Annotated in this window: 15 protein-coding genes and 1 tRNA gene; 10 read left to right on the top strand and 6 right to left on the bottom strand. The window is 31.3% G+C overall.

Features of this window, described 5'->3' with window-relative positions; genetic code table 11:
- Positions 1–19: 19 nt before the first annotated feature.
- Both DPIF8902391_RS07980 and DPIF8902391_RS07975 read right to left on the bottom strand, forming a co-directional pair.
- Complete coding sequence (locus tag DPIF8902391_RS07980; RefSeq protein WP_058885967.1) at positions 20–2,524, bottom strand: DUF5686 family protein; 2,505 nt, start codon at positions 2,522–2,524, stop codon at positions 20–22.
- 92 nt (positions 2,525–2,616) lie between these two features.
- Complete coding sequence (locus DPIF8902391_RS07975) at positions 2,617–3,600, bottom strand: pyruvate dehydrogenase complex E1 component subunit beta (RefSeq protein WP_058885966.1); 984 nt, start codon at positions 3,598–3,600, stop codon at positions 2,617–2,619.
- 621 nt (positions 3,601–4,221) lie between these two features.
- Here DPIF8902391_RS07975 and DPIF8902391_RS07970 point away from each other — a divergent pair.
- The 9 genes from DPIF8902391_RS07970 (at position 4,222) to gldA (ending at position 12,307) form a co-directional block, all read left to right on the top strand.
- Positions 4,222–4,911 carry a hypothetical protein gene (locus DPIF8902391_RS07970; RefSeq protein ID WP_172505509.1) on the top strand — a complete coding sequence of 230 codons (690 nt, stop codon included), beginning with the start codon at positions 4,222–4,224 and terminating at the stop codon, positions 4,909–4,911.
- 2 nt (positions 4,912–4,913) lie between these two features.
- Positions 4,914–5,300: a hypothetical protein gene (locus DPIF8902391_RS07965; protein ID WP_172505508.1), complete on the top strand. Its 387-nt coding sequence runs from the start codon at positions 4,914–4,916 to the stop codon at positions 5,298–5,300.
- 252 nt (positions 5,301–5,552) lie between these two features.
- A complete protein-coding gene (locus DPIF8902391_RS07960; protein ID WP_172505507.1) occupies positions 5,553–6,290 on the top strand; it encodes an electron transfer flavoprotein subunit beta/FixA family protein in 738 nt (245 codons plus the stop codon).
- Between the two features lie 96 nt (positions 6,291–6,386).
- Positions 6,387–7,340: an electron transfer flavoprotein subunit alpha/FixB family protein gene (locus DPIF8902391_RS07955; protein WP_172505506.1), complete on the top strand. Its 954-nt coding sequence runs from the start codon at positions 6,387–6,389 to the stop codon at positions 7,338–7,340.
- Positions 7,341–7,486: 146 nt separating this feature from the next.
- Positions 7,487–8,107, top strand: a complete 621-nt coding sequence (locus DPIF8902391_RS07950; RefSeq protein ID WP_058885961.1) for a bifunctional nuclease family protein — start codon at positions 7,487–7,489, stop codon at positions 8,105–8,107.
- 13 nt (positions 8,108–8,120) lie between these two features.
- Positions 8,121–9,881: a NupC/NupG family nucleoside CNT transporter gene (locus tag DPIF8902391_RS07945; protein ID WP_172505505.1), complete on the top strand. Its 1,761-nt coding sequence runs from the start codon at positions 8,121–8,123 to the stop codon at positions 9,879–9,881.
- A gap of 95 nt (positions 9,882–9,976) precedes the next feature.
- Positions 9,977–10,801, top strand: coding sequence for a thymidylate synthase (locus DPIF8902391_RS07940; RefSeq protein ID WP_058886317.1), 825 nt, complete (start codon positions 9,977–9,979; stop codon positions 10,799–10,801).
- Positions 10,802–10,878: 77 nt separating this feature from the next.
- On the top strand, positions 10,879–11,370 hold the full coding sequence (locus tag DPIF8902391_RS07935) for a dihydrofolate reductase (protein ID WP_172505504.1): 492 nt from the start codon (positions 10,879–10,881) through the stop codon (positions 11,368–11,370).
- Positions 11,371–11,410: 40 nt separating this feature from the next.
- Positions 11,411–12,307 (top strand): gliding motility-associated ABC transporter ATP-binding subunit GldA, encoded by an 897-nt coding sequence (gene gldA / locus DPIF8902391_RS07930; RefSeq protein ID WP_172505503.1) that lies wholly within the window; start codon positions 11,411–11,413, stop codon positions 12,305–12,307.
- Between the two features lie 657 nt (positions 12,308–12,964).
- On the opposite strand, the gene DPIF8902391_RS07925 is transcribed toward gldA, so the two are convergent.
- The 3 genes from DPIF8902391_RS07925 to DPIF8902391_RS07915 form a co-directional block, all read right to left on the bottom strand.
- Positions 12,965–13,393 (bottom strand): hypothetical protein, encoded by a 429-nt coding sequence (locus DPIF8902391_RS07925; protein ID WP_172505502.1) that lies wholly within the window; start codon positions 13,391–13,393, stop codon positions 12,965–12,967.
- Positions 13,394–13,572: 179 nt separating this feature from the next.
- Positions 13,573–13,986 (bottom strand): hypothetical protein, encoded by a 414-nt coding sequence (locus tag DPIF8902391_RS07920; RefSeq protein ID WP_058885955.1) that lies wholly within the window; start codon positions 13,984–13,986, stop codon positions 13,573–13,575.
- A gap of 180 nt (positions 13,987–14,166) precedes the next feature.
- Positions 14,167–14,248: transfer RNA gene (locus DPIF8902391_RS07915), tRNA-Leu, on the bottom strand.
- A gap of 101 nt (positions 14,249–14,349) precedes the next feature.
- Here DPIF8902391_RS07915 and DPIF8902391_RS07910 point away from each other — a divergent pair.
- Complete coding sequence (locus DPIF8902391_RS07910) at positions 14,350–15,738, top strand: dipeptidase (protein WP_101914974.1); 1,389 nt, start codon at positions 14,350–14,352, stop codon at positions 15,736–15,738.
- A gap of 110 nt (positions 15,739–15,848) precedes the next feature.
- Here the strand turns inward: DPIF8902391_RS07910 and DPIF8902391_RS07905 are convergent, their stop codons facing one another.
- Positions 15,849–16,664: a purine-nucleoside phosphorylase gene (locus DPIF8902391_RS07905; RefSeq protein WP_101914973.1), complete on the bottom strand. Its 816-nt coding sequence runs from the start codon at positions 16,662–16,664 to the stop codon at positions 15,849–15,851.
- Positions 16,665–16,800 lie beyond the last annotated feature (136 nt).

Here is a 16,800-nt window from a genome sequence, read left to right as displayed (position 1 = left end):
AAGGTATTACTGTATGTTTTTAAAGGCTTGGTTTTATTGCCAAACGTATTGAAAATTTTGGTGTTGGGGCTATTATTGAACCCGCTGGTGGCGTGTAATTGCTTCTCCAAATAGCATCGATTCGTAAAAAACGTAAGTTTCCGTACCCAATATTGTCTAATCCAACGCCATATTCATAATACACTTTATTAGGAGCGTTGTAATTAATATTCGATTTGTTAGCGGCAATATTTTTATCAGAAATAGTTCCGTAAGCGGCTCTAAAAGTAAGTAAACTTCGAAGTTTTAATTTATTTAATAACGGAATTCTATTTAAAATAAAACCGTTAAAATTGTGTTCAAAATGCGATGCTACATATTTATCTGTCACAAAATCGTAGTAATTTAACAAAGCAAAGGTATTTTCAACCAAGGTAAAAGTTTGATTTGCCGGAATAACATTTAGCAAGGCGATTGGCACAGTTCCGAATGTTTTTCCAGCTTCAAAAGTAGCGTTAAAAATACCGAATTTACCTAACAATACAGGCTGATTGTATTTGAATTGCAGCTTGTCATAATTATGAGATCCGTTAAAAAAACCTTTATATCCTCGGCGATAATTTAGAATAAAAGTAGGGTAGATACTTCCTCCAAAACTCCTTTGAACACCTAGTCCGTACACATATCTTCCGGGTGTAAATGAAATATAAGGGCTTGAGGTTACGTCGGTTATTTGAGACTGTATGATGTTATTTTCATCCTTATAATTGATTGAAAAATCAACAGGAGAAGCCGATTGTATTTTCGAGTGGGCAAAATTAATACCGATATGCAGGTTTTTTTGTAGCTGATAATCAAAATTAGTGGCTATTTTTTCAACTTTAGATAAAAAGAAATTATCACCTCTTGAAAGCAATCCACCCGTCCCGATACTTCCTCCTAAGAGTTGCGAAGTATTTAGTAAAACGCTTCCTAATTGCTCAATATCTTTTTGATATGCCACTCCTACCGAAATTCGTGGTGTGTATGACAAAAGATAGCGTGCTTCTGCGCCGTATTTTATTTTTTTATCTTTAAAACCATAAGCTAAGTGTGCTTTTAAACGAAACCTATCTTCTCTTGATTTATAGGTTCTAAAGCCAAATTTTACTCGATATCCTTCCACCTGATTGTTTCCTAGAATGTTCCATAACGAACCGAACTGAATACCATATTTAGTATCAACATAGCCACTTGCAAGCATGTTAATAAGCCCTGTAATATTTTTTATTTGCTTTATTTCTTTAACCTCTTGAATTAGTTTATAGGTTGATTTTTTATCATCATTTTGTTTTGAATTCCAGTAACTAGCTTCCTTTTTATATTGATTTGGCTTTATTTTTAGGCGTTTTTGTAGGTAAAAACTTTCCGCTAACGGTTTATTTAATACGTGTTTATTTAGGATAGTGTTTTTTTTAACCGTTAATCCTTTATTTTTATCACTTTTATCGATGACCGTAAAATCACCTTCGTATCCATTTTTAGTGGAAATATAAATACTATCATTTTTTACTTTAAATTCTTTTTCAAAAGATAAACTTCGCACAAAATTAAGATTGATACTTTCGTGGACTTTCATTTTTATTTTGTTGATAGAAAAAGCGGTATCGGTAACCCAAAAATTTCCTTGAAAAGCCAAATCACCATCTCTAATAGGAAAGAAATAAATATTGTATAATTTTTTATTGTTTTTAACAATACTGTCGTATAAAACGTAATCGTAGGTAGCAAAACCATCGCTAGACAAAGGGCTAACAAATGATTTATCTAACAGAGTGATGTTATTTTTAAAGATGTCAATTTCTTCAAAAGTATTGGCAATTCGATTAAAAACAAAGCCTTCTGCGCCTAAGCCTTCTATTTTTTCGGCTTCAATATCTTCTCTAAGTGTTTTGTTTTTATTGTTTCCATAAACCTTTGAAACTTGTTCTTTGATATAAATAGGAATGTAGTAATTAACACCATCACTATCATATTTTACCTTATTTAGCGTTTCTTTATATTGTTTTTTAAAGATTCTTTTTAAAAAGGTGGTATCTAAATTATTCAGTCCAATTTCGGTGGTACTGTGTTTTTTATATTGATAATAATCGACTAAATCAAGCCCGTTTTTTCGTTTTCGTTTCCAAATTTCTTTTAAAATTTTATATGCAGGATTTTCTTTTTTCTTTAAGCGTTTTTTAGGTTTGGTAACAATAATGACCTCATCAAGTTCGTTAGCGTCTTCTTTGATGATAATTTTTAAGTTTTTTGTTTGCTGATTGACTGGTAAGGTTTGGGTTTGAAACCCAACAAAAGAAATTTCTAATACGCCTTTTTTCTTTTTTGTTTTCAGATAAAATTCACCGTTATTATTGGTTGTAGTTCCTTGAACAGTGTTTTTTAAATAAACACTAACAAAAGGCATCGGATTGTTAAATTCATCAATAACTGTACCTTGTAATGTAAGTTGTGCGTGTAAAATATTGGTTGCGAGTAGCAGTAGTAGTAATAGCTTTTTTTTCATCTTTTTCTTTACTAAAAAATCCTTTTGACAGCAGCCAAAAGGATTTATTTATTATTCAAATATACCTAAAAAGGTATTGAATTTATCAACAATTATTTGTTAATATATAATACATCTTTTACCGCTTTAATAACATCGTTAGCATTTGGCATCCATTCCGCTAATAAAACAGGAGAATATGGCGCTGGAGTATCAGCAGTGGTAATTCTTTTGATAGGCGCATCTAAATAATCAAATGCTTCATCTTGTATTCTAAAGGTAATTTCTGAAGAAATACTTCCAAAAGGCCATGCTTCTTCTAAAATAACCAATCTGTTAGTTTTCTTTACCGATTCTAAAATCGTTTTATGATCCATCGGACGAACGGTACGTAAATCAATAACTTCAACAGAAATACCTTCTTTTGCTAATTCATCAGCAGCTTTATATGCTTCTTTAATGATTTTTCCAAAAGAAACTACAGTAACATCAGTACCTACTCTTTTAACATCAGCAACACCAATAGGAATAATGTATTCTCCTTCAGGAACTTCCATTTTATCACCATACATTTGTTCTGATTCCATAAAAATTACAGGATCGTCATCACGAATTGCTGCTTTTAATAAACCTTTTGCATCGTAAGGATTCGAAGGAACAATTACTTTTAAACCAGGAGTGTTTGCAAACCAGTTTTCAAAAGCTTGTGAATGTGTTGCTCCTAATTGACCCGCAGCACCTGTTGGTCCACGAAAAACGATAGGACAATTAAATTGACCACCTGACATTTGACGAATTTTAGCTGCGTTATTGATAATTTGATCAATACCAACTAAAGAGAAATTGAAAGTCATGTATTCAACAATTGGGCGGTTTCCATTCATTGCCGATCCAACTGCAATACCTCCAAAACCTAACTCAGCAATAGGAGTATCAATAACTCTTTTTGCACCAAATTCATCTAGCATTCCTTTAGAAGCCTTGTAGGCTCCGTTATATTCAGCTACTTCTTCACCCATTAAGTAAATGCTTTCATCTCTTCGCATTTCTTCACTCATGGCCTCACAAATAGCCTCTCTAAATTGTATAGTTTTCATACCTTATATTCGTAGTTGTTTATCAATATAGCAAAAATAACAAAAATAGAAATAACAAATAGGTTTTTAAGGATAAACAAATCATTGTTCTATCTTTAACTTGTTATTTGAAATATACTATTTGTAATTTTTTATCTGAATATGATGATATATATATTCGTGTAAAATTTAATTATTCAAAAACATAATAATAAAACTGAAGCTTTTATAGTAAAATATGAATTACCAAAAAGTAATCTAAATGATTTTTCTTCTGTAAAACTAACAATTGATAAACTTAAAAATATTCCTTTTTTAGGTAATAAACATGCTCGTGTCCCCGAAGCTTGTATAATAATTACAACTATTACAGACACATATTGTAAAAATCATGGTGAAGCTCAATATGATAACAGTAGGTGTAAACATAATGGTTCAGGTCCTGATATTTCAACAGAATCATTATGTTCTGGTGGTGGAAGTTCTTCTAGTTATGGTTATTCATCAACAAATCAAAATTCTCCTTCTATTGGAGGAGGTGGAAGTGGTGGCAAATCGATTACCTCAGCAATACGTCCAGAATTATTAGAATGTGGCGATGGTTATGAAAGATATTTTGATAAAGATTTAGGTCCTAGAGGTATGAGTATTTGTGTACCGATAGAGGATGATATTGATGCAACTCAACTTACTGGTAAGGCGGATTGTTTTAATGGCAAGCTAACTGAAAATGGAAGTACATTTATTAAAAATATTCTTAAAAAATTTCAAGGAGTTTCTAAATTTGACATAAACATTAAATCAGTAGATAAAATATTTAGAAAGAATACAACTATAGAGCTTAATGGGAAAACAACATATACAAAAGGCTCTTCTTTAATTAACATTAAAATTAGCACAAATAAATTATCTGGTATGTCAGCTTTAGCCTCAGCAAGAACACTAATTCATGAATATATTCACGCAGATATGTTTAGAAAAATAAATACGACAAATTATGATGGTGATTTAGATTTTAAAACTACTTATGAAGAATATAAGCAAAGTGAATTTGAAGCTAGTCCACAACACAATACAATGGCTGATTTATATGTAAATTCAATTAGAGATGCTTTAAAAAGTTTTCATAAAAATGTATTAACTGACGATTACAATAAATTTGTTAATTATTTTGGAAGCTCACCTTCTGATACTTTTTACGAATCCTTAGCTTGGCAAGGATTAAAAGACGATAACGTAGAGGCTTACAATAACTTATCTGATCTTAAAAAAATATCACTTAATAACGAAGCAAATAAAATAGGTTTACTAACAAAAAAATGTCCTAATTAATTATGAAAAATATTTTATATATCCTAATGATTTTTTCAACTTTTTATTCTTTTTCTCAAAAAAAACAAGAAAGAGATACATTATTTATTAAATATGATAGTTCTCTATTAAGCAGAGAATACGACTCTATCGAAAAAAACTTCTTTTATATAATAAAAGGAACTGAAAATCAAGCTGATTTAACATACTTTGAAGAAGTAAAAAGATATACAAACTTAAAGCCCAAAAAAGTTTTATGTTTCAAAAATATTTTAAAAAACTCTAATTCATATTATAAAAGAAATAAAATAAGAAATGAAGTATTAGCAAATTATCTTGGGAAATATTTAGTTTTTCTAAAAAAAGAAAAGGAATACATTCAAGTAGATATTATACAAGAGATAGAATAAACACAATCACGTATATAAAAAATAACAGCAGTTAAGCACAAAACATAGTTCTTAACTGCTATTTTAAATTCAGTGTTTTTTTACTCCGCTACTTTTTAGCTAATAATTGCCATTATTATACCGACATTTATCTAAAATTTTTTAAACTAAGATAGAAATCAACTTAAAAATTTATTATGCACGCATAGTAAATTTTTAAAAAAAAAGTGTAACTTGTCAGCTCAAAATTAAGTTTCTTAAAAACAACGATATATGAAAATATTAGTTTGTATTAGCCATGTACCTGATACTACCTCGAAAATTAACTTTACTGATAACGATACAAAGTTTGATACAAACGGCGTTCAATATGTTATAAATCCTTACGATGAATTTAGTTTAACTCGTGCCATGTGGTTTAAAGAAAAACAAGGCGCAAGTGTAACGGTTGTAAACGTTGGAGAAGCTTCAAGCGAGCCAACCTTACGTAAAGCATTGGCAATTGGTGCCGATAATGCAATTCGTGTAAACGCAGTGCCAACCGATGGTTTTATGGTTGCTAAAGAATTAGCCGAAGTGGTTAAAAATGGAGCCTATGACTTGGTTTTAGCAGGAAAAGAATCTGCTGATTATAATGGGCAAATGGTACCGGGAATGTTAGCGGCTTTGCTTGATTTTAATTTCGTAAATTCTTGTGTAGGTGTTGAAATTGAAGGAACAAACGTAACTTTAAATAGAGAAATCGACGGAGGAGAAGAAAAAGTTTCTTCAGTATTACCAATGGTAATTGCTGGTCAAAAAATGGTCGAAGAAAAAGACTTACGTATTCCTAATATGCGTGGAATTATGATGGCTCGTAAAAAACCATTAACAGTCGTAGAAGCAACAGGAGCTGTGGCAAGTACAGTAACCAAAAACTTTGAAAAACCTGAAGCAAAAGGCGCTGTAAAATTAGTAGATACTGTAGATGCTTTAATTGATTTATTACACAACGAAGCAAAGGCAATTTAAATATCTATTTGAAGTAAAGAGTCATTTTAAAAATCAAGATTTAAAACCATATTGTTGCAAAATTATTTTTTGTGATAATTTAAAAAACATAAAAATATGTCTGTATTAGTTTTTGCCGATTCATCGGAAGGGAAATTTAAAAAAACTGCTTTTGAAGTAGTTTCATACGGAAAAAAAGTAGCCGAACAATTAGCTAGTGATTTGGTTGTTTTAACAATAAATGCAGGCGATGCTTCTGAATTATATACCTATGGAGCTGAAAAAGTTGTAGAGGTAAAAAATGATGTAGCATCATTCAATGCCAAAGCATACGCATCAATAATAACACAGGTTGCCCAAGCAAAAAATGCCGATACGGTAATTATAGATTCAAGTATTGACGGTTTTACCGTAGCGCCTTTAGTAGCGGTAGCCTTAGAAGCAGGATATGCTTCAAATGTAGTTGCTTTACCAAGTAGCACAAGTCCGTTTACAGTAAAAAGAATCGCTTTTTCGAACAAAGGATTTAATAATACTGAAATTTCTACGGATAAAAAAGTAGTTGGTGTTGCTAAAAATTCTTACGGAGCACACGAAAATCCAGTAAGCGGAGCTACCGAAAGTTTTGATGCTGTTGTACCCGAATTAACTGTAAAATCAGAAAGCATTAACAAAGCTAGCGGAACAGTAACCATTGCCGATGCTGATATTGTAGTTTCAGCAGGTAGAGGATTAAAAGGTCCTGAAAATTGGGGAATGATTGAAGAGTTATCAGCTGTTTTAGGAGCGGCAACCGCTTGTTCTAAGCCAGTTTCTGATTTAGGATGGCGTCCTCATAGTGAACACGTAGGGCAAACAGGAAAGCCGGTAGCCTCTAATTTATATATTGCGATTGGTATTTCTGGAGCAATTCAGCATTTAGCAGGAATTAACGCATCAAAAGTAAAAGTGGTTATTAATACCGATCCTGATGCACCTTTCTTTAAAGCAGCAGATTACGGAATTGTTGGTGATGCCTTTGAGGTAGTACCACAATTAATAGAAAAATTAAAAGCATTTAAACAAGCATAATTTTAAGAGAAAAATTTTCTTTTTATAGAAATTAGAAATCAATTCATAATTTTTAGTAAATTGCACCCGTTTAAAATGGCTGTCTAAAATTTGAAGCATATCGCCAAAAATTTAGACAGCCTTCTTTTTATTTATTACAATCATACATGAGTTTAATTAAACTGAATATTAAAGGAATTTCGTATAGCCAAACTCAAAGTGGTGCGTATGCGTTAGTGCTAAGTGAAACAGGCGGAGAGAGAACTCTGCCTATAATTATTGGTGCTTTTGAAGCCCAATCTATAGCGATTGCTTTAGAGAAAGAAATTCGTCCCCCACGACCACTTACCCACGATTTATTTAAAACATTTTCTGATAGATTTTCGATCAAAATAACCCAAGTTATTATTCATAAATTGGTAGACGGCGTTTTTTATTCGAGCTTAATTTGTGAGCGAGATGGATTTGAAGAGGTTATTGATGCCCGAACTTCGGATGCAATTGCGTTAGCCGTTCGTTTTGATGCTCCTATTTTTACCTACGAAAATATATTAGACAAAGCAGGTGTATTTTTAAAAATGGATGAAGAATTAATTATTGAAGAAGATTTAGAATCGGATGAAATAGCGTTTTCTTTAGAAGATGAATATGATGATGACGATAATGATGAACAAGGATATTCAAACCTGTCTTTACAGGAATTAAACGAGCAGCTTAATGAGGCTGTAGCGAATGAAAATTATGAATTAGCTGCGGAAATTCGCGACGAAATTAGCAAACGTTCTTAATAAACCACATACAATGAATAAATTATTTAGCCTCCTGATGCTTTTTGCATCTGTAATTACTTTTGGGCAAAACATAGAGAAAAATTGGAATTTCTCATCAATTACAACAATAAAAGGAACATCTTTAGTATCACCAACAGACGCTAAAGATGTTTTAAATTTATCAAAAGGTGAATTTAACTATTCGGTATTTGCTAAAGATAGTTTACACTTTTCAGGAAGTTACATACATCAAAACAATTTATTAATTTTTAATTATAAACAGCCAAAAGACACGGTTCGTTATTATAATATTACCCAATTATCAGACAGTTTATTAACTTTTTCTGAAAATAATGTGCTATATAATTTTAGCTCAAATTCTCAAAAAGTGATATCGGAAGTTGCGGTTTTAAAGGCATCCGAAGAAAAAAATAGTAGCAGTGAAATAATTCCAAGTCAAGGGTTTTCTATACAAAGTTTATGGCGTGGTGTTTTAGGGATGTTTTCATTATTGTTAATTGCATTTTTATGTAGCGCTAACAGAAAAGGAATTGATTGGAAAATAGTTGGGCTAGGGCTTGTTTTTCAATTGGTAATCGCAATTGGTGTTTTAAAAGTACCTTTTGTACAATCAATTTTTGAATTTATAGGAAAAGGGTTTGTTAGTATTTTAGGGTTTACCCGAGCAGGAAGTGAATTTTTATTTCAAGGGTTAATTTCTGACATGGATACTTTCGGATTTATTTTTGCCTTTCAAATATTACCAACAATTATTTTCTTTTCGGCATTAACATCTTTATTATTTTATTTAGGAGTGATACAAAAAGTGGTAAAAGGCTTGGCGTGGTCATTAAGTAAGGTGTTAAAAATATCAGGTGCAGAAAGTTTATCGGTAGCAGGAAACATCTTTTTAGGACAAACCGAAGCGCCTTTATTGATCAAGGCATATTTAGAAAAAATGAATAAGTCGGAAGTCTTATTGGTAATGATTGGCGGTATGGCAACTGTTGCTGGAGCAGTTTTAGCAGCTTATATAGGGTTTTTAGGTGGCGATGATGAAACGTTAAAATTGTTTTATGCAAAGCATTTATTAGCAGCCTCAGTAATGGCAGCGCCTGGAGCAATTGTTATTTCTAAAATTTTATATCCGCAAACCGAAGAAATTGTTACCGATATAAAAGTATCGCAAGACAAAATAGGTTCAAATATATTAGATGCTATTGCAAACGGAACTACCGAGGGCTTACAATTGGCAATGAATGTAGGTGCAATGTTATTGGTTTTTGTTGCTTTTATCGCTATGATAAATGGTGTTTTAGGAACTTTTGGAGGCTTTGATGGAATCAATTATTTAGGTTGGGAATTTACTTCTCTAAATACCATAATAGCAAGTTCAACTCCTTTTAAAGCACTTTGTTTAGAGTTTATTTTAGGCTATGTTTTTGCACCTTTAATGTGGTTAATCGGTGTTGCAAAACAAGATATGGCTTTAATGGGACAGCTTTTAGGAATTAAATTAGCAGCGAGTGAATTTGTAGGATATATTCAATTATCAGAACTTAAAAATGCAGCAAACTTAACGCATTTAACCTATAATAAATCAATTATTATGGCTACTTATATGTTATGTGGTTTCGCAAATTTCGCCTCTATTGGTATTCAAATTGGTGGAATTGGCTCGTTAGCGCCAGGGCAACGTAAAACATTATCAGAATTTGGGATAAAAGCCTTAATCGGTGGAACAATTGCTTCTTTAATGTCAGCAACGATTGCTGGTATGATTATTGGGTAATAGCTAAGTTAAATAATAGTATATCATTTAAAAAGTTTCAATACTAAAAATTGAAGCTTTTTATTTTATCAGCAGGGTATTTAGAACAACAACAAATGAAGCAATATTTAGACTTAGTACAACAGGTTTTAGACAACGGAAACGAAAAAGGAGATAGAACAGGAACAGGTACAAAAAGTGTTTTTGGGCATCAGATGCGATTTGATTTAAGTAAAGGTTTCCCGATGGTAACCACTAAAAAGTTGCACTTAAAATCGATTATTTATGAATTACTTTGGTTTATAAAAGGCGATACAAATATTAAATATTTACAAGAAAATGGTGTTAAAATCTGGAATTCTTGGGCAGATGAAAATGGCGATTTAGGGCCTGTTTATGGGCATCAATGGCGCAACTGGAATAGCGATGAAATTGATCAGTTAAAAGAGGTAATTGATACATTAAAGAACAATCCGAATAGCCGTAGAATGTTGGTTTCTGCTTGGAATCCTTCTGTAATGACCGATACTTCAAAATCATTTTCAGAAAATGTAGCCAACGGAAAAGCCGCTTTACCGCCCTGTCATGCGTTTTTTCAGTTTTATGTAGCTGATGGAAAATTATCATGTCAATTATACCAACGAAGTGCCGATATATTTTTAGGAGTTCCTTTTAATATTGCTTCTTACGCTTTATTTACTATGATGATTGCACAGGTTTGTGGCTATCAAGCAGGGGAGTTTATCCATACTTTTGGTGATGCACATATTTATAATAATCATCAAGAGCAATTAGCTTTGCAGGTTTCTCGCACCCCAAAACCACTTCCGACGATGAAAATAAACCCGGCAATTAAAAATATTGAAGATTTTACCTTTGAAGATTTTGAATTAGTTGGTTATGATTCGCATCCGCACATAAAAGGTGTGGTGGCGGTGTAATTTTTTATATCTTCGGAAAAGAAAAAATAAAGCGGCATAAAAGCGTAAGAAAATAGCCGTTTATTAAATTAAAATCTATGATTACAATAATTGCAGCAATAGCAAAGAACAATGCTTTAGGGAAAGGAAACGATTTAATCTGGCATTTACCTGCCGATTTAAAACGCTTTAAAAAAGTAACTTCGGGGCATCATATTTTAATGGGACGAAATACCTTTGAAAGCATCGGGAAGCCTTTGCCAAACCGTACTTCTGTTATTATCAGCAGAAATAAAAATTACGTTAAAGAAGGCTGTTTAATTGCTGATTCTATTGAGAAAGCTATTGATTTATCAAAAGATGAAACCGATATTTTTATTATTGGAGGTGCACAAATTTACAAGCAAGCACTTGAAAATAATTTAGTAGATAAGCTAGATATTTGTTTGGTACATCAAGAGTTTGAAGCAGATGTTTTTTTCCCTGAAATTGATTTGAATATTTGGAAACAAACCGCTAGAGAAGATTTTAAAGCGGATGAAAAAAACAAATATGATTATAGTTTCGTTTCTTATCTAAAGAAAAAATAATAGATTGGTTTAATTTTTTTGATAAAAATATAGCGATAAAATGTCAATACAACTTACCGAAATTTCTAAATTTTATGGCAGTCAAAAAGCCGTAAATAATATTTCTTTTGATGCTCAAAAAGGAGAAATCGTTGGTTTTTTAGGACCAAATGGTGCTGGGAAATCAACGAGTATGAAAATTTTAACAGGTTTTATTCTCCCAAGTGAAGGAACTGTTTTTGTAAGTGGCATCGATGTGCTTAAAAATCCTATTGAAGCGCAAAAAAAAATTGGTTATTTGCCAGAGCATAATCCGTTGTATTTAGAGATGTATGTTCGGGAATATTTGCAATTTCAAGCAGGTATTTACAAGGTTTCAAAAACCAAAATAGCCGAGGTAATTGAAAAGGTTGGATTAACTTCTGAAGCCCATAAAAAAATAGGGCAATTATCAAAAGGATATCGTCAAAGAGTAGGCTTGGCAGCGGCTATTTTACACGACCCTGAAGTGTTAATTTTAGATGAACCAACCACAGGTTTAGACCCAAATCAGTTGGTTGAAATCCGTGAATTAATTAAAGAACTTGGTAAAGATAAAACAGTTTTAATTTCTACGCATATTATGCAAGAAGTAGAGGCGGTTTGTGCCCGAGTAATTATTATTAATAAAGGTAAAATAGTTATTGATAAACCTATTGCCGAACTTAAAACAAGCAAAGAACAAATTATAAAAGTAACCTTTGATTATAAGCTAGAAGAGCAGTTTATTCAGCGTTTACCAAATATTGTACATTATAAAAATACGGTTGAAAACAACTGGATACTGACTTTTGAAACATCCGAAGATATGCGTCCTGTAATTTTTGATTTCGCTCAAGAAAATGGCTTGAAAATACTAGGTTTAAATACCGAAAATAAAAATTTAGAGAGTTTATTTAGAGAGTTGACCAAGGAGTGAAAAAACGTTATTATTTTGTTTAATGCTTGAAAATAATGATTTTAAAGTAATTTTAAACCAACAAAAAACCCTTAATTCGAAAGAATTAAGGGTTTTATAATTAAAGTATGGGCAGAGAGACTCGAACTCTCACAGCTTGCGGCACCAGATCCTAAGTTTAAAAACCTTAGAAACACACGCAAAAAGCCATTAATAATCAATGCTTTAAATAATTATGAAAACCAATTTTTAATCGTTTATAGGTTCTTTTAAAGGTACTTCTTTTCTTTTCAAAATTCTATTTATATAGTCTTATCAAAAACTTATCACTTAGCTTTAAATTTCCCTTAATCATAATGTCATTCTGTTCTAAATCGAATTTTAAATTTATAATTGAATAGTGCTATTTAATTTTAATTTCATTAAAATAATATTATTATCTGTTATATCTTTTTTAAAAATGCAATCCATAATTGTACCAAATGATTTTTGATATTTTTTTCAAGAACCTCTGAATTTCGTTCTAAAATAGCATCATTCTTAATATTATCAATTGTATTGCTCTGAATTTAAAATTTCAAATAAATAATTTCTAGTCTTTTATAAACAGCAATTAAAGTAAACGTCATAATTTAGATTTAACTGCTGTTTTTTATATGTGTGGTTATAATTTATATTTTATTTAGGCCTGTTTTCTTTTATCCATTTTTCTAAATCTCCAATTTTATTTCTAACAAACAAATCCCAATCAGTTATATCATGTGTTAAACCTAATTCGTTTAATTTTGATTTATACCATTTTGTTGATCCAAATTCAACCATTGCATAGAAATCTGGAAATTCAGCACCTTCAAACCAAATTTCATCAATATGTTTGATGATTTCATCTGTTGTTAAATTTTTGTTTTCCAATTCAGGTTTTGCTATCCATTCAATTACTTCTAGAATATCTAGGTCTAATACTTTTTTCAAAATATGAAGAGTTCTATTTTTTAATATAGATTGATCTTCATGGTCTTCTATGTAGAATAAATGAGGTAAATATTCGACAATTTCAGATGTAACAGCAAAAGAGTATTTTTCTTCAAAAATATTTATATTTTCCATTCTATTTAGTGAATTTAATAATTGCAGGTCTTTTATTAATTAACAATTTAGAAAAATTAAACTCTAATGTTGCTGGAAAGCCAGAAGCAGAAAAGGTTCTATAAATGATGTAATCTCCATTATCCATATTAGCAATAATAACTCCTGGTTTAGGAGTCTTGTATGCTCCAATTCTATTTTTAGTATTTACAAAAACCTCTTAATTCATTTGAAAATTCTTGTTTTAAAAAAACGTTAATATTCGTCTCCTTTTTTAAGTGTAATGAATATGTTTTAATTCCATTTCTACTGGTAACAATAGTTGCTTCAGGTTTAAAAAAACGATTTAAGGCTTCCTTTTTTAAAGTAGCACCTTTTCCTCTATATGCTGTTTTAGATAGTGAAAATATTTTATTTTTAAGTTCTTTAGGAAAAGCATCAAAAGAAACTATTTCTATTTTTGCTTTGTTTACTTGTTCTGTATCTTTTTCTTGTGAAATATTAATTTCATCATTACAATTCCATAACAAGGAACATCCAAATAAAAGAAGCCCTAATTTTAATAAGTTTACCGTGTTTTTAATCCTAACCCTCATATCTTTTAAGTTTTTCACGAATATATATATATTGTTTTTTTGCTTAAAATTACAAATTCTTTAAAAATAATGCCTTTTTAAGTTTTATTCAATAATAATTTAATCGCAGATAATTTGATTATATTCTCGGGTTAAAAAAACTATTTCAACCAACAAAAAACCCTTAATTCGAAAGAATTAAGGGTTTTTTAATTGAAGTACGGGCAGAGAGACTCGAACTCTCACACCTTGCGGCACTAGATCCTAAGTCTAGCGTGTCTACCAATTCCACCACGCCCGCGTACCTAGGTAATTGTGGGTGCAAATATAAACAATACTTCGAAACTACAAAGCAGAAGCACCAAAAATTTATTATTTTTGTGAGATATTAAATAACAACAGATGGAAAACGTACAAAAATACATTGAGCAACATAAAGATAGGTTTATAAATGAACTTATCGATTTATTAAAAATACCTTCAGTAAGTGCCGATCCTGCCTACAAAAAGGACGTGTTAAATACTGCTGACTTTGTAAAAGAAAGCTTGGAAAAAGCAGGTTGCGATAAAGTAGAAATTTGTGAAACTCCAGGATATCCTATTATTTATGGTGAAAAAATAATCGATTCTAGCTTACCAACTATTTTGGTGTATGGTCATTATGATGTACAACCAGCCGATCCTATCGAATTATGGACTTCGCCACCGTTTGAGCCTGTTATTAAAAAAACAGATATTCATCCTGAAGGAGCAATTTTTGCTCGTGGTGCTTGTGATGATAAAGGACAGATGTATATGCACGTAAAAGCGCTAGAATACATGACAAATACAGGGAATTTACCTTGTAATGTTAAATTTATGATTGAAGGTGAAGAGGAAGTTGGTTCAGAGAGTTTAGCTTGGTTTGTTCCTAGAAATAAAGAAAAATTAGCCAACGATGTTATTTTAATTTCTGATACAGGAATGATAGCCAAAGATGTACCTTCTATTACTACAGGTTTACGAGGATTGAGTTACGTAGAGGTTGAGGTTACAGGTCCTAATAGAGATTTACATTCAGGTTTATATGGTGGAGCTGTGGCAAATCCTATAAATATATTAACAAAAATGATCGCTTCTTTACAAGACGATAAAAACCAAATTACGATTCCTGGTTTTTACGATAATGTAGAAGAATTAAGTTTGGAAGAGCGTGCAGAAATGGCGAAAGCTCCTTTTTCGATAGAAGCTTACAAAGAAGCTTTAGATATTAAAGAAGTACATGGTGAACAAGGCTATACGACAAACGAACGTAACTCAATCCGCCCAACTTTAGATGTAAATGGAATTTGGGGAGGCTATACTGGCGAAGGTGCAAAAACGGTAATTGCGTCAAAAGCTTATGCCAAAATTTCTATGCGTTTGGTACCACACCAAACTCCTGATGAAATTACAGAGAAGTTTACTACGTACTTTAAAAGTTTAGCTCCAGATTCGGTTACAGTAAAAGTAACTCCGCATCACGGAGGGCATGGTTATGTTACGCCAATTGACAATATTGGTTATAAATCGGCAAGTAAAGCTTATACAAAAACCTTTGGGAAAGCGCCAATTCCGCAACGTAGTGGAGGAAGTATTCCTATTGTTTCTTTGTTTGAAGAAGAATTAAATAGTAAAAGTATTTTAATGGGCTTCGGATTAAATTCGGATGCCATTCATTCGCCAAACGAACATTTTGGTGTTTGGAATTACCTAAAAGGAATTGAAACAATTCCTTATTTTTATGAGTATTTCACCGAATTATCAAAGTAAAATATCTTTTAATTATAAAAATAGCCTTGATTTATTTCAAGGCTATTTTTTTTATCAATACTTTTAATGCTAGCTACTATTCATTTAATAGCGCTTATTTATAAATAAGATTATAATTTAGCGATTAATTCTTTAAATAATACAATCATTTTTGGTTCTGCTTTACCCGCCACAGCAATAATATCAGCAATATTTACAGGCTGTAAATTTTTAGGATCACACTCATCGGTTAAAACAGAAATAGCAGCACAAGGAAGGTTTAATTGCTTTGCTACAATCACTTCAGGAACGGTACTCATCCCTACAGCATCTGCTTCTAAAATTTGTAACATTCGGTATTCTGCTCTAGTTTCTAATTGCGGACCTACAACACTTGCATACATTCCTTCATGTAATTCTATGCTATTATTACTTGCAATTTCTTTTAATAAATTATTGATTTTTTTAGAATATGGTTCAAGCATATCTGCAAAAATATTACCGAAATTTTTAGCACCTTTAAAAGCTAGGGGAGAACCGCCTTGTAAGTTTAAATGGTCTTCTAAAAGCATTAAATCGCCTTTTTTATAGGTTAAATTAATTGCTCCAGCGGCGTTTGAAATTAGTAAGTTTTTAATTCCTAAGCTGTGCATTGTTCTAATTCCGTAGGTAACTTCCCATAAATTATAACCTTCATAAACATGAAAACGCCCCGCCATTACAAGTACTTTTTTTCCTGATAAAGTTCCATAAATTAATTTCCCTGAATGAGATTCAACTGTTGCTTGTGGAAAATGAGGAATATCGGCATATAAAATTTCTTTTTCAATATCAATTTCGTTGATTAATTTCCCAAGTCCTGTTCCTAAAACAATTCCTATTTCGGGGTTTGTAATTCCGTTATCGATTAAATATGTAGTGGTTTCTTGTAAGTGTTGTTTTTTCATTTTTGATGATTTAAGAAAACAAATTTACGGTTACTTTTTGATATTTTTTTGTTAAAAAAAACGTGAGATGTAAGAAGCTGTTTGAAATTTATTGGTAATTAAATTGATAAACTTTCAACTTTCAATCATTTAAATA

This window comes from Tenacibaculum finnmarkense genomovar ulcerans (assembly GCF_900239495.1).
Classification (GTDB): domain Bacteria; phylum Bacteroidota; class Bacteroidia; order Flavobacteriales; family Flavobacteriaceae; genus Polaribacter; species Polaribacter ulcerans.
The sequence above is the reverse complement of the archived record's forward strand: the minus strand, read 5'-3'. Positions and strand labels throughout refer to the sequence as shown.

Excerpts from the sequence above, each read along its gene's own strand:
- gldA (WP_172505503.1), top strand. The coding sequence starts at position 11,411 with ATGTCAATACAACTTACCGAAATTTCTAAATTTTATGGCAGTCAAAAA.
- DPIF8902391_RS07960 (WP_172505507.1), top strand. The coding sequence starts at position 5,553 with ATGAAAATATTAGTTTGTATTAGCCATGTACCTGATACTACCTCGAAA.
- DPIF8902391_RS07955 (WP_172505506.1), top strand. The coding sequence starts at position 6,387 with ATGTCTGTATTAGTTTTTGCCGATTCATCGGAAGGGAAATTTAAAAAA.
- DPIF8902391_RS07940 (WP_058886317.1), top strand. The coding sequence starts at position 9,977 with ATGAAGCAATATTTAGACTTAGTACAACAGGTTTTAGACAACGGAAAC.
- DPIF8902391_RS07945 (WP_172505505.1), top strand. The coding sequence starts at position 8,121 with ATGAATAAATTATTTAGCCTCCTGATGCTTTTTGCATCTGTAATTACT.
- DPIF8902391_RS07965 (WP_172505508.1), top strand. The coding sequence starts at position 4,914 with ATGAAAAATATTTTATATATCCTAATGATTTTTTCAACTTTTTATTCT.
- DPIF8902391_RS07980 (WP_058885967.1), bottom strand. The coding sequence starts at position 2,524 with ATGAAAAAAAAGCTATTACTACTACTGCTACTCGCAACCAATATTTTA.
- DPIF8902391_RS07935 (WP_172505504.1), top strand. The coding sequence starts at position 10,879 with ATGATTACAATAATTGCAGCAATAGCAAAGAACAATGCTTTAGGGAAA.
- DPIF8902391_RS07905 (WP_101914973.1), bottom strand. The coding sequence starts at position 16,664 with ATGAAAAAACAACACTTACAAGAAACCACTACATATTTAATCGATAAC.
- DPIF8902391_RS07925 (WP_172505502.1), bottom strand. The coding sequence starts at position 13,393 with ATGGAAAATATAAATATTTTTGAAGAAAAATACTCTTTTGCTGTTACA.
- DPIF8902391_RS07910 (WP_101914974.1), top strand. The coding sequence starts at position 14,350 with ATGGAAAACGTACAAAAATACATTGAGCAACATAAAGATAGGTTTATA.
- DPIF8902391_RS07950 (WP_058885961.1), top strand. The coding sequence starts at position 7,487 with ATGAGTTTAATTAAACTGAATATTAAAGGAATTTCGTATAGCCAAACT.
- DPIF8902391_RS07970 (WP_172505509.1), top strand. The coding sequence starts at position 4,222 with ATGAGTATTTGTGTACCGATAGAGGATGATATTGATGCAACTCAACTT.
- DPIF8902391_RS07975 (WP_058885966.1), bottom strand. The coding sequence starts at position 3,600 with ATGAAAACTATACAATTTAGAGAGGCTATTTGTGAGGCCATGAGTGAA.